Here is a 12,515-nt window from a genome sequence, read left to right on the forward strand (position 1 = left end):
AGACGGAACCCTATCGCGCCCACGCGCCGTTTCCGGACCGGGTCGTCGGCGCGGGCGATCCGACCGGGTGTGCGAACCGCGGGCGTAACCTACCGGCCGGTCACCTCGTTCTGCCAGGCAGGCCGTCGCGCGTACGGCCCGAGCACGTCCGGACCGCGACGGTCCGGCCTGGAACGGCGGGAGCAGCGCTTGGCCGGCGACTGGACAGCACAGCCCGGGGAGCCCGAGGCGGACCCACCCGAACCGGAGCACGGCCGGCTGCCGGCCGAGGTGACGGGCTTCGTCGGGCGGCAGCGGGAACTGGCCGCGCTGGCGGAGCTGCTGGCCGCCGCCCGGCTGGTGACGGTGACCGGCCCGGGCGGGGTGGGCAAGAGCCGGCTGGCGCTGCGCGCGGCGGCCCGGGCGGGCGAGGGGTTCCCGGACGGCACCTGGCTGGTGGACGTGGCCCCGGTGCAGGACCCGCTGCTGCTCGGCCACGCCCTGCTGGAGGCCCTGCGGCTGACCGACGGCACCGCCCGTCCGCCGCTGGACGTCCTGACCGAGCGGCTGGCCGGCCGGCGCCTGCTGCTGGTGCTGGACGGCTGCGAACACCTGGTGGAGGCCTGCGCCGAGCTGGCCGACGCGCTGCTGCGGGCGCTGCCCGGCCTGCGGCTGCTGGCCACCAGCCGCGCCGCCCTGCGGGCCTCGGGCGAGCACCTGCTGACCCTGGCGCCGCTGCCGGTCGATCCGGCGCCGGACGGTCCGGTGCCCGCAGGCGCGCTGCCGGACGCGGTGCGGCTGTTCGCCGACCGGGCCCGGGCGGTGCTGCCGTCCTTCGAGGTGACGGAGGCCAACGCGGAGGCGGTCGGCCTGCTCTGCCGCCGGCTGGACGGCATCCCGCTGGCCGTGGAGCTGGCCGCCGGACGGCTGCGGGCGCTGTCGGTGGAGCAGATCACCGCCCGGCTGGACGACCGCTTCCGGCTGCTCACCGGCGGGTCCCGGACGGCCCTGCCGCGGCACCAGACGCTGCGGACGACGATCGGCTGGAGTCATGAGCTCTGCACGGTGCAGGAACGTTTACTCTGGGCCCGCCTGTCGGTCTTCGCCGGCAGCTTCGACCTGGAGGCCGCCGAGTACGTCTGCGCCGGCGGCGGCATCGAGTCCGAGGACGTGCTGGACCTGCTGGACGAGCTGGTCGCCAAGTCCGTGGTGCTGCGCGAGGACAGCGCCTTCGGCGTCCGCTTCCGGCTGCTGGACACCCTGCGCGAGTACGGCGGCCACTGGCTGCGCGCCGCCGGCGAGGAGCAGCGGCTGCTGCGCCGCCACCGGGACTGGTACCTGGGCGTCGCCACCTGGGGCGAGGTCGAGTGGTTCGGCCCCCGGCAGGCCGAGACCGCCGAGCGCACCGAACTGGCCCACACCAACCTGCGCGCGGCCCTGGAGTTCTGCCTCGCCGAGCCGGGCGAGGAGCAGATCGCCCTGCTGCTGGCCGGCACCCTCTGGTTCTACTGGGTCGGCTGCGGCCACCTCGGCGAGGGCCGGCACTGGCTGGACCGCGCGCTCGCCCTGGACCGCGAACCGACCGAGGCCCGCGCCAAGGCGCTCTGGGTGACCGGCTACATGGCCACCCTCCAGGGGGACCTGGGGGCCGCCCGGCCGGCCCTGGAGGAGTGCCGCCGCCAGGCCCTGGACACCGGCGACGACCGGGCCCTCGCCTACGCCGTCCACCGCCAGGGCTGCGTCGCCCTGATCGGCGACGACCCGGAGCGTGCCGCCGAGCTGTTCGAGGAGGCGCTCTGGCACTACCGGACCATCGGCGAGCTCAACAGCAACGTGGTGATGGCCATGCTCGAACTGGGCCTGGCCTACCTGTTCCAGGGCGACCTGGACAGCGGCGAGCTCTGGTTCGGGCAGGCCCGCGAGCTGTGCGAGGAGCACGGCGAGCAGTGGGCGTACGCGTACGTGCTGTACGCGACGGCCTACTCGCACTGGCTGGACGGCGCCGTCCAGCCGGCCCGGGTGCTGGCCCGGGAGTGCGTCCGGCTGAACCACCTCTTCCACGACCTGCTCGGCATCGTGCTGGGCATCGACCTGCTGGCACTGCTGGAGACCGAGCCGAGCGGCCCGGGCGAGCCGGGCAACCTGCGCGAGGCCCGGGTGCTGCAGGGCGCCGCGCACCGGATCTGGCGCACGGTCGGCACCCCGTTCCTGGGCTCGCGGAGCTTCTTCGGCACCCACCAGCAGTGCGCCGAGCGGGCCCGGGCCGGGCTCGGCGAGCGGGAGTACGAGGAGTGCTACGAGGCCGGCGCCCGGCTGGACGTGGACGCGGCGGTCTGCCGGGCGCTCGACGGCGGGGGCTCGGCGGAGGACCCGGAGCCGGGCCCGGGGCCCTGTCCGGCGCCGCCCGCACCGGCGGCCGCGGCGGTCCGCCACAGCTGAGGCGGGCCGGAGCGGGTGCCCCGGAATAGTTGAAACTTGCCCGTTGCTTGAGGAGGCAAGGATCCACCCGGAAGGAGCACCATGGCCGTCCACAACACCGCCGACGAGTACCGCATGGCGATGTTCTACTTCGACTCCAAGGCGTACACCGATGCCGCCCGCCTGCTCGAAGGCGTGCTGGCCGAGGAGCCGGCCAACCTCTCCGTCCGGCTGATGCTCGCCCGCAGCTACTTCCACTCCGCCCAACTCCGCCGCGCCGAGGCCGAGTTGAACCGGATCCTGGAGGCCGACCCGGCCGAGGACTACGCCCGGCTGATGCTCGGCCGCACCCTGGAGCGCCAGGGCCGCGCCGAGGAGGCCCGGCCGCACCTGCGGCTGGCCGCCGCGATGACCGGCGAGAACCTCTGAGCTCCGCCCGGACCGGAACGGCCGGAGAAACGGACGAGCCCCCGCCGCCTCGAAAGGCGACGGGGGCTCGTTCGCGGTCTCGCGAAGAGCGGACGCGGGTCAGCGCGAGTAGTACTCGACGACCAGCTGCTCGTCACAGATCACCGGGACCTCCTTGCGCTGCGGCGCACGGTCCAGGCGGAAGGCCAGGGCCTTCAGGTTGACCTCGAGGTACTTCGGGGTCTGGCCCTCACCCGCGTAGCCACCCTCACGGGCGACCTGGAAGGGGACCTTCTCCTTGCTGCGCTCGCGGACGGTCACCACGAAGCCCGGCTTCATCTGGTACGACGGCTTGTTGACCTTGCCACCGTTGACCTCGATGTGGCCGTGGACGACCATCTGGCGGGCCTGGTAGATGGTGCGGGCGATGCCCGAACGCAGGACCAGGGAGTCCAGACGGGTCTCCAGCTCGGCGACGAGCGCCTCACCGGTCTTGCCCTCGGCCTTCTTCGCGCGGTCGAACGCGCGCGCCATCTGCTTCTCGCTCAGGTCGTACTGAGCGCGCAGACGCTGCTTCTCGAGCAGACGGACCTTGTAGTCCGAGTTCTGCTTGCGACCACGGCCGTGCTGGCCGGGCGGGTACGGGCGGGCCTCGAAGTACTTGACGGACTTCGGGGTCAGCGGCACGCCGAGCGCACGCGCGATCTTGACCTTGGGACGCTTCTGGTTCGCCATGAACCAAACCTTCCTTGCTTACGAATACGGCTTTCACCAGGTGTTGACGGAGGTCGCACGTCGCGACCCGGAGAAAACCCCGCCGCCTGCGCGATGGGATCAGCCGCTCTCCGGAGCCGGGCACGAGAGTGCTTGTCACACGTGTGGCCCACCGAACCGAGGCCGGCGGGCTGCACGCGACACCGAAACGGTGCGCGACGCTCCTGGTGCGGGCCCCTCGGAAGGGGCCTACGGCCGGTGTCCCGCTGGTGCGGCCGGTCGGTGGGGTCTCCCCCGCCGCCGTCCCGGGACATGGCACTCCGATCGAGTATAGCCGCCGATCACTCGCCCTTTTCCCCGGGGCTCCGCTCGGCCGCCTTCTCCGCCGTCTCCGCCATCTTCTCCGCCCGCTTCTCGCTCCGCCGCTCCCCGCGCAGCCGCCCCCGGGTCCAGTCCACGACGTCCGCGTACCGGGCCTCGCCGCCGCGCCTGGTCGGCTGGTAGTACTCCCGGCCGTGCACCGCGTCCGGCGCGTACTGCTGGGCGGCGATGCCCTCCGGCAGGTCGTGCGGGTACTGGTAGCCCTTGCCGTGGCCGAGCTTGCCCGCGCCGCCGTAGTGCGCGTCCCGCAGATGGGCCGGCACCGCGCCCGCCAGGCCCTGCCGGACGTCCGCCAGCGCCGCGTCGATCGCCAGGTAGGCCGCGTTGGACTTGGGCGCCAGGGCCAGCGCGATCGCCGCCTGGGAGAGGATGATCCGCGCCTCCGGGAAGCCGATCAGCGCCACCGCCTGCGCGGCCGCCACCGCCGTCTGCAGCGCCGTCGGGTCCGCCAGGCCGACGTCCTCGCTGGCCGAGATCATCAGCCGTCGGGCGATGAACCGCGGGTCCTCCCCCGCCTCGATCATCCGGGCCAGGTAGTGCAGGGTGGCGTCTACGTCGCTGCCGCGGATCGACTTGATCAGCGCGCTCGCCACGTCGTAGTGCTGGTCGCCGTCCTTGTCGTAGCGCACCGCCGCCTGGTTGACGGCCGTCTCGGTGGTGGCCAGCGTGATGGCCGGCTCGCCCTTCTCCAGCGCCGCCCCGGCCGCCGCCTCCAGCGTGGTGAGCGCCCGCCGGGCGTCGCCGCCGGCCAGCCGCACCAGGTGGTCCTCGGCCTCCCCGGTCAGCTCCAGCGCGCCCTCCAGGCCGCGCTCGTCGGCCACCGCCCGGCGCAGCAGCGCCCGGACGTCCTCGTCGGTCAGCGACTCCAAGGTGAGCAGCAGCGAGCGGGACAGCAGCGGGGAGATCACCGAGAAGTACGGGTTCTCGGTGGTCGCCGCGATCAGGGTGACCCAGCGGTTCTCCACGGCCGGCAGCAGCGAGTCCTGCTGGGCCTTGGAGAAGCGGTGGATCTCGTCGAGGAAGAGCACCGTCTCCCGGCCGGACATCCCGACCGCCCGCCGGGCGCCGTCGATCACCGCCCGGACCTCCTTGACCCCGGCGGTGATCGCGGACAGCTCGACGAAGCGCCCCTCGACGGCCTGGCTGATCACGTGCGCCAGGGTGGTCTTGCCGGTGCCGGGCGGCCCCCAGAGGATCACCGAGCTGGTGGCGGCCGGCCCCCGCGAGCCCGTGACCAGCCGTCGCAGGGGCGAGCCGGGCTTCAGCAGCTGCCGCTGCCCGGCCACCTCGTCCAGGGTGCGCGGGCGCATCCGTACGGCCAGGGGAGCCCGGCCGGGCTCCTTGGCCTGGCGTTCCTCGGCGGCGGCGGTGAAGAGGTCCGGTTCGTCCACACCGGAAGCCTATGCGAGGGCGGTGACAGGGCTCAGCCCTGCGGCGGGCGGCGGTCCAGGACGACCACCTCGAACTCCTCCACGGAGCGCACCGTCACGCCCGCCGCGGCGGTCACCTTGGCCCGCGCCTCGGCCTGCGGACCGCGGGAGGCCGCCAGTGCGGCCCGGTCGCGGAAGATCGCGCCCACCGAGCCCCGCCCCCGGTCCCGCTGGATCAGCAGGGCGCCGCCGACGAAGCCGTCCATCCGCTCCAGGGCGGGCAGGGCCTGCTCCCGGAAGATCCCGACCAGCCGGTCGGCCGCGGCGGGGTCGAACTCGGCCCGGACCAGCCGGAAGCCGGCGCCCGGCCCGCCCTCCCGGGGCGGCGCGAACGCCGCGGCCTCCCAGACGTCGACGGCCACCGTCCCGGCGAAGGGCGCCACCAGCTCGGCGCGCCGCCCGCCCAGCTTGGCGTCGCTGTCCCGTTCGGCCTGGGCGCTCTCCCACCAGGAGCCCATCGTGATGATCCCCAGCTCGCGGTTGGCGAAGAGCCCGAAGCCCCGGTAGCCGGGCTCGGCGGAGAGCAGGCCGACGGCTTCGGCGCTCAGCCCGTCGAGGGCTCTGCCGAGGCGGGCCGGGTCGCCGGTGAAGTAGCCGGTGCGCACGAACATGGGCGGGTCTCCTGACGTCCGGCGGGCGCCGCGCGTCGGACGCCCGCGCCGGGTGTGGCCACGTCCATCGCACGGCCCGGCCCGGGCACCGGCAACGCCACGGGTCCGTTCGGGCGACGGCCCGGGGGCACCCGCTAGTCGAGCTTGGCGGCGTGGTCCGGGACGTACTTCTGCAGGTCGCGCGGTGGCCGCTGGTAGCCGCGCGAGGCCGGCCGGGGCGGCAGCTCGATCTGCCGCGCCTTGATCTCGTGGTACTCCACGGTGGAGAGCAGGTGGGCGATCATGTTGATCCTGGCCCGGCGCTTGTCGTCGCTCTCCACCACGTGCCAGGGCGACTCGGGGATGTCGGTGTGGATGAACATCTCGTCCTTGGCCCGCGAGTAGTCCTCCCAGCGGGTGATCGACTCGACGTCCATCGGGGAGAGCTTCCAGCGCTTCATCGGGGATTCCAGCCGGTCCCGGAAGCGCCGTTCCTGCTCGGTGTCGCTCACCGAGAACCAGTACTTGCGCAGCACGATGCCCGCCTCGATCAGCATCCGCTCGAAGGTCGGGCACTGGTGCAGGAACTGCCAGTACTCCTCGTCGGTGCAGAAGCCCATCACCCGCTCGACGCCGGCCCGGTTGTACCAGCTGCGGTCGAACAGCACGATCTCCCCGGCCGCCGGCAGGTGCTCGACGTACCGCTGGAAGTACCACTGGGTCTTCTGCCGCTCGGTCGGCGTGGGCAGCGCCGCGACCCGGGCGATGCGCGGGTTCAGGTACTCCGTCACCCGCTTGATCGCTCCGCCCTTGCCCGCGGCGTCACGTCCCTCGAAGACCACCACCACCCGGGCGCCCTCGACCCGCACCCACTCCTGGAGCTTCACCAGCTCCTGCTGCAGCCGCAGCAGCTCCCGCTCGTACGGCTTCTTCGCCAGTCGCCCCGGCTTCGCGGTCCGCTGCTCCTCGGCCACCCTCTGGTCCTCCGTCCGACTGCTGCTGATGCACACTCACCGTAGGCCCAGGGCCGCGGATTCGCAGGTCGGTGCGGCGGACCGGACAGGGACGGGGAGCCCGGAACGCGTCGGGACGGGCGGGCCCGGCCGGGAGGTCACGGCAGCGGGCCAGCGGGCAGGGCACGCCCTAAACGGAGACGAAGGGCTCGGGGTAGCGGCAGAGCCCGCGCGGGCCGCCGTCGTACGACGCCAGCGGCAGCGCCTGGAAGTAGGGCTCCGGCACCTCGAACGGGCCGACGACCTCGTGGCCCCCGGCCGGCGTGAAGCCGAACCGGCCGTAGTACTCCGGATCGCCGAGGACGACCACGAGCTTCTCCCCCGCGTCCTCGGCCGCCGCCAGCGCGGCCCGGACGACGAGCTCGCCGACGCCCCGGCGCTGCCACTCGGGCGCCACCGCGACCGGCGCGAGCGCCAGCGCCTGGCCGTCCCCGACCCGCAGCCGGGTCAGCAGCGCGTGCCCGACGACCAGCCCGGTCGCGTCGACCGCGACCACGGACAGCCCGGGCAGCCAGGCGGGATCGCGCCGCAGCGCGTCCACCAGGTCCGCCTCGTCCGGCCCGGGGAACGCGGCCATGTGGACGCGTCTGGTCGCCGGGGCGTCCTCCGGACATTCGATTCTCGTTGTGACCCGCATGAGTCAACCCTCCCTGTGTCGCACACCGTTGTGGACCGGCCCCGGACGGTGGGTGGACCGTCCGGGGCCGTTGCAGGTTAGCGGATGTGACGCTTCGTCAGGACTTGGGCTGAGCCTCGGTCTTGGCGTCCTCACGGACCTTGGGCTGGGCGTCCACACCGGCCTCGCGGCGCTGCGCCGGGGTGATCGGGGTCGGCGCACCGGTCAGCGGGTCGCCACCGGTGGACGTCTTCGGGAAGGCGATGACGTCGCGGATGGTGTCGTACCCGCCGAGCAGGGTGACGATCCGGTCCAGGCCGAAGGCGACGCCACCGTGCGGCGGCGGGCCGTAGTTGAAGGCGTCCAGCAGGAAGCCGAACTGCGAGGCCGCCTCCTCCTCGGAGAGGCCGATCGCGTCGAACGCCCGCTTCTGCACGTCGCGCTGGTGGATACGGATCGAACCGCCGCCCAGCTCCGAGCCGTTGAGGACCAGGTCGTACGCGTTGGACAGCGCCGAGCCGGGGTCGGTGTCGAAGGTGTCCAGCGACTCCGCGGTCGGGGCGGTGAACGGGTGGTGCACCGCGTGCCAGCCCTGGAACTGGCCCTTGTCGTCCTCGATCGGCTCGAACATCGGGAAGTCGACGACCCAGAGGAAGGCCCACTGGGACTCGTCGATCAGCTCGCAGCGCTTGCCGATCTCCAGACGGGCGGCGCCGAGCAGCTCCTGCGAGGCGCGCTCCTTGCCGGCCGCGAAGAAGACCGCGTCGCCGTTCTTGGCGCCGGCGGCGGCGGCCAGGCCGGCCAGGTGCTCGGCGGAGAGGTTCTTGGCGACCGGGCCGCGCAGCTCGCCCGTCTCGGCGTCGATGAGCACGTAGGCGAGGCCCTTGGCGCCGCGCGCCTTGGCCCAGTCCTGCCAGGCGTCCAGCTGCTTGCGCGGCTGCGAGGCACCGCCGGGCATGACCACCGCGCCGACGTACGGGGCCTGGAAGACGCGGAACTCGGTGCCCTTGAAGTACTCGGTGAGGTCGGTGAGTTCCTGGCCGAAGCGGACGTCCGGCTTGTCGGAGCCGTAGCGGCCCATGGCGTCCGCGTAGGTCATCCGGGGCAGCGGGTTCGGGATCTCGTAGCCGTGCACGTCGCGCCAGATCGAGCCGACGATCTTCTCGCCGAGGGCCAGGATGTCCTCCTGGTCGACGAAGGAGGCCTCGATGTCCAGCTGGGTGAACTCCGGCTGCCGGTCGGCGCGGAAGTCCTCGTCGCGGAAGCAGCGGGCGATCTGGTAGTAGCGCTCCATGCCGGCCACCATCAGCAGCTGCTTGAACAGCTGGGGCGACTGCGGCAGCGCGTACCAGTGGCCGGGCTGCAGGCGGACCGGGACGAGGAAGTCGCGGGCGCCCTCGGGGGTGGAGCGGGTGAGGTACGGCGTCTCGATGTCGAGGTAGTCGTTCTCCTCCATCACCCGGCGGATGATGTTGTTGACCTTGGAGCGCAGGCGCAGGCCCTTGGCCGGGCCCTCACGGCGCAGGTCCAGGTAGCGGTAGCGCAGCCGGACCTCCTCGTTGACCGTGCCGGGCTCGTACTCGGCGACCGGGAAGGGCAGCGGGGCGGCCTCGGAGAGCACCTCGATCGCGCTGACCACGACCTCGACGGCACCGGTCGGGATGTCCGGGTTCTCGTTGCCCTCGGGGCGGACGCGGACGTCGCCGACGACCTTGACGCAGTACTCGGCGCGCAGGCCGTGCACCGAGTCGAGGTCGCGGACCACGATCTGCACGGTGCCGGAGGCGTCGCGCAGGTCGATGAAGGCCACGCCGCCGTGGTCGCGGCGGCGGGCGACCCAGCCGGCCAGGGTGACGGTGGTGTCTGCGTGCTCCGGGCGGAGCGTGCCCGCGTCGTGCGTGCGGATCACAGCTGCTTCTCCTTCAGGGTGGTGACGAGTGCGTCGAGGGCGACGGGGTTCTGCTCGCCGGTGCTCATGTCCTTGAGCTGGACGACGCCCTCGGCGAGGTCCCGGTCCCCGGCGATCAGGGCGAAGCGGGCGCCGGACCGGTCGGCGGACTTCATGGCGTTCTTGATGCTCTTGACGCCGAAGGCGAGGTCGGTGGCGACGCCGGCCCGGCGCAGCTCGACCACCTTGGCGAACAGGGTGTTCTTGGCCTCCTCGCCGAGCGCGACGGCGTACACGGAGGTGGCGGCCGGCAGGTCGAGGGCGACGCCCTCGGCCTCCAGGGCCAGGTAGGTGCGGTCCACGCCGAGCGCCCAGCCGACGGAGGGCAGCGCCGGGCCGCCGATCATCTCGGACAGGCCGTCGTAGCGGCCGCCGCCGCCGATCGCGGACTGCGCGCCGAGGCCGTTGTGCACGAACTCGAAGGTGGTGCGGGTGTAGTAGTCCAGGCCGCGGACCAGCTTCGGGTCGTCGACGAAGGCGACGCCGTTGGCGGTGAGCAGCTCGCGGACCTTCTCGTCGTACGCCTTGCACTCCTCGCACAGGTAGTCGCGGAGCATCGGGGCGTCGGCGAGCTGGGCCTGCACCGACTCGCGCTTGTCGTCCAGCACCCGCAGCGGGTTGATCTCGGCGCGGCGGCGGGTCTCCTCATCCAGGTCGAGGCCGGAGAGGAAGTCGATCAGCGCCGCGCGGTACACCGGGCGGCACTGCTTGTCGCCGAGGCTGTTGAGCAGCAGCGAGTAGTTCCGCAGGCCGAGCCCGCGGAAGGCGTCGTCGGCCAGGATGATCAGATCGGCGTCCAGCGCCGGGTCCTCGGCGCCGATCGCCTCGGCGCCGACCTGGGAGAACTGGCGGTAGCGGCCCTTCTGGGCGCGCTCGTAGCGGTAGTACGAGCCGGAGTACCAGAGCTTGACCGGCAGGTTGCCCTGCTTGTGCAGGTTCGCCTGGAGCGCGGCCCGCAGCACCGAGGCGGTGCCCTCCGGGCGCAGCGCGAGCTCGTCGCCACCCTTGGTGGTGAGGGTGTACATCTCCTTGCTGACGATGTCGGTGGACTCGCCGACACCGCGGGAGAACAGCTTCACGTCCTCGAAGACCGGGGTCTCGATGTAGCCGTAGCCGGCCCGGCGGGCGGGCGCGGCGATGCGCTCGCGGATCGCCAGGAACGTCGCGGAGCTGGGGGGCAGCAGGTCGTAGGTGCCCTTGGGGGCGGTGAAGGTGTTCAACTTCTCTTCCGTCACATTCCTCGTCGAGGGAAGTCCGGGGCGCCGACCGCACCCGCTGCCTGTCGGAGGTAGGGGTTGGTGGCGCGCTCGCGGCCGATGGTGGTCTGACCGCCGTGGCCGGAGAGGACCACGGTGGAGTCGTCGAGGGGCAGGCACACCCGGGCCAGCGACGTCATGATCGCCTCGCTGTCCCCGCCCGGGAGGTCGGTACGCCCGATGGAGCCGGCGAACAGCAGGTCGCCCGAGAACAGCACCGGGGGGAGGTCCTCGGCACCGGGCGTCCGGAAGGTCACCGACCCCCCGGTATGGCCCGGGGCGTGGTCCACGGTCAGTCGCAGGCCGGCCAGCTCCAGCACGCTGCCGTCGGTGAGTTCGCGCACGTCGTCGGGCTCGCCGACGGTGAGCTCGCCCATCAGCTGGGTGCCCAGGGAGCGGCCGAGCGCCTTCTCCGGGTCGGCCATCATGTACCGGTCCTCGGGGTGGATCCAGGCCGGGACGCCGCGGGCGCCGCAGACCGGGACCACCGAGGCCACGTGGTCGATGTGGCCGTGGGTGAGCAGCACGGCGACGGGCTTGAGCCGGTGCTCGCGGACCAGTTCCTCGACGCCGCGGGCGGCCTGGTGGCCGGGGTCGACGATGACGCACTCCTCGCCCGCCGCCGGAGCGACCAGGTAGCAGTTGGTGCCCCAGGCTCCAGCGGGGAATCCGGCGATGAACACGCGCGTCCTTCGTGATGCGGTCGGTGGCGACGAGGATGGAAGTCAAGTGGTGTAAGGGCAGCCTACCGGCGGTGCGCCTCCGGTTGCGAACCAGATCGGCGCCCGGACGCGGCCGTCTGACAGGTTCACCGCGTCCTTACGGGCCCGGTCCCTACACTTGGCCGCCGAGGGATGCGATGATCCGCTCCGGAATCCCCTCCACTTTCCCCGCACATCCGTAGGAGACACGGCCGGTGGTCAGCAGCGAACAGCGGCGGCGGCAGCTCGCCCGCGAGAAGTACGATCGCCAGATGGAGCGCCGGGCCGAGGCCGAGGCCGCCCGTAAGCGTCGCACCACGATCCTGGGCGCCGCGCTGGCCGTGGTGGTCCTGGCCGGCGGTGGCACCCTGATCGCCACCGGCGCGTTCAGCTCGGACGACAAGGACAAGAGCGCGTCCGCGGCGAACAGCCCGCAGGCCGCGCCGACCAAGGCCGCCGAGCCGACGACCCCGACCCGCAAGCCGGTCGAGGGCTGCGCCGCTCCGGCGCCGGGCGCCCCCAACGGCAAGAAGTGGCAGGCCGAGCCGGCCATGTCGATCGAGCCGGGCTCGGCGTACACGATGGCGCTGGACACCAACTGCGGCAAGGTGACGATCGCGCTGGACGCGGCCAAGGCCCCGCACACGGTGAACTCGTTCTCCTTCCTGGCCGGCGAGCAGTACTTCGACCACACCAAGTGCCACCGCCTCACCACCGACGGCATCTTCGTGCTGCAGTGCGGTGACCCGACCGCCAGCGCGACCGTCCCGGGCGGCACCGGCGACCCGGGCTACAAGTTCGCGGACGAGAACCTGGACGGCGCGACCTACCCGGCGGGCACCGTGGCGATGGCCAACTCCGGCCCCGGCACGAACGGCAGCCAGTTCTTCCTGGTCTACAAGGACACCAAGCTGCCGCCGAAGTACACCCCCTTCGGCAAGATCACCGGCGGCCTGGACGTGGTGCAGAAGATCGCCGCGGCCGGCACCCTGGAGGGCTCCCCGGACGGCCACCCGATGGCCGACGTGACCTTCAACTCCGTTACGGTGTCGAAGGGTTGA

Annotated in this window: 11 protein-coding genes; 3 read left to right on the top strand and 8 right to left on the bottom strand. The window is 72.7% G+C overall.

Annotation, left to right across the window (positions count from 1 at the left end):
- The first annotated feature begins 189 nt into the window (after positions 1 to 189).
- Both ACYP53_RS28500 and ACYP53_RS28505 read left to right on the top strand, forming a co-directional pair.
- A complete protein-coding gene (locus ACYP53_RS28500) occupies positions 190 to 2,418 on the top strand; it encodes an ATP-binding protein (RefSeq protein ID WP_189916656.1) in 2,229 nt (742 codons plus the stop codon).
- A gap of 81 nt (positions 2,419 to 2,499) precedes the next feature.
- Entirely contained in the window at positions 2,500 to 2,826 is a 327-nt protein-coding gene (locus tag ACYP53_RS28505; RefSeq protein WP_189916654.1) for a tetratricopeptide repeat protein, read from the top strand.
- A gap of 99 nt (positions 2,827 to 2,925) precedes the next feature.
- Here ACYP53_RS28505 and rpsD read toward each other — a convergent pair whose 3' ends face one another.
- The 8 genes from rpsD to ACYP53_RS28545 all read right to left on the bottom strand — a co-directional run bounded on the left by rpsD (position 2,926) and on the right by ACYP53_RS28545 (position 11,436).
- A complete protein-coding gene (rpsD, locus tag ACYP53_RS28510) occupies positions 2,926 to 3,540 on the bottom strand; it encodes a 30S ribosomal protein S4 (RefSeq protein WP_063346792.1) in 615 nt (204 codons plus the stop codon).
- A 320-nt stretch (positions 3,541 to 3,860) separates the two neighbouring features.
- On the bottom strand, positions 3,861 to 5,291 hold the full coding sequence (locus tag ACYP53_RS28515; RefSeq protein WP_459649528.1) for a replication-associated recombination protein A: 1,431 nt from the start codon (positions 5,289 to 5,291) through the stop codon (positions 3,861 to 3,863).
- 32 nt (positions 5,292 to 5,323) lie between these two features.
- Positions 5,324 to 5,941 (bottom strand): hypothetical protein, encoded by a 618-nt coding sequence (locus tag ACYP53_RS28520; protein WP_459649529.1) that lies wholly within the window; start codon positions 5,939 to 5,941, stop codon positions 5,324 to 5,326.
- A gap of 134 nt (positions 5,942 to 6,075) precedes the next feature.
- On the bottom strand, positions 6,076 to 6,894 hold the full coding sequence (ppk2, locus tag ACYP53_RS28525) for a polyphosphate kinase 2 (RefSeq protein ID WP_189916649.1): 819 nt from the start codon (positions 6,892 to 6,894) through the stop codon (positions 6,076 to 6,078).
- A gap of 169 nt (positions 6,895 to 7,063) precedes the next feature.
- Entirely contained in the window at positions 7,064 to 7,570 is a 507-nt protein-coding gene (locus ACYP53_RS28530) for a GNAT family N-acetyltransferase (RefSeq protein WP_459649530.1), read from the bottom strand.
- Between the two features lie 97 nt (positions 7,571 to 7,667).
- Complete coding sequence (gene aspS, locus ACYP53_RS28535; protein WP_459649531.1) at positions 7,668 to 9,458, bottom strand: aspartate--tRNA ligase; 1,791 nt, start codon at positions 9,456 to 9,458, stop codon at positions 7,668 to 7,670.
- Positions 9,455 to 10,717 carry a histidine--tRNA ligase gene (gene hisS, locus ACYP53_RS28540; protein WP_459649532.1) on the bottom strand — a complete coding sequence of 421 codons (1,263 nt, stop codon included), beginning with the start codon at positions 10,715 to 10,717 and terminating at the stop codon, positions 9,455 to 9,457. Before hisS ends, aspS begins: the two co-directional genes overlap by 4 nt.
- 11 nt (positions 10,718 to 10,728) lie before the next feature.
- The gene (locus ACYP53_RS28545; RefSeq protein ID WP_189916633.1) at positions 10,729 to 11,436 is read right to left on the bottom strand and encodes an MBL fold metallo-hydrolase; all 708 of its coding nucleotides are present in this window, start codon (positions 11,434 to 11,436) and stop codon (positions 10,729 to 10,731) included.
- A 233-nt stretch (positions 11,437 to 11,669) separates the two neighbouring features.
- Here ACYP53_RS28545 and ACYP53_RS28550 point away from each other — a divergent pair, with 233 nt between their 5' ends.
- Positions 11,670 to 12,515, top strand: coding sequence for a peptidylprolyl isomerase (locus ACYP53_RS28550; RefSeq protein ID WP_189916631.1), 846 nt, complete (start codon positions 11,670 to 11,672; stop codon positions 12,513 to 12,515).

This window comes from Kitasatospora sp. Ki12, assembly GCF_054601375.1.

What these genes read in the sequence shown, in the direction of transcription:
- ACYP53_RS28505 (WP_189916654.1), top strand. Translation starts at nt 2,500, where the DNA reads ATGGCCGTCCACAACACCGCCGACGAGTACCGCATGGCGATGTTCTAC.
- rpsD (WP_063346792.1), bottom strand. Translation starts at nt 3,540, where the DNA reads ATGGCGAACCAGAAGCGTCCCAAGGTCAAGATCGCGCGTGCGCTCGGC.
- ACYP53_RS28520 (WP_459649529.1), bottom strand. Translation starts at nt 5,941, where the DNA reads ATGTTCGTGCGCACCGGCTACTTCACCGGCGACCCGGCCCGCCTCGGC.
- ACYP53_RS28530 (WP_459649530.1), bottom strand. Translation starts at nt 7,570, where the DNA reads ATGCGGGTCACAACGAGAATCGAATGTCCGGAGGACGCCCCGGCGACC.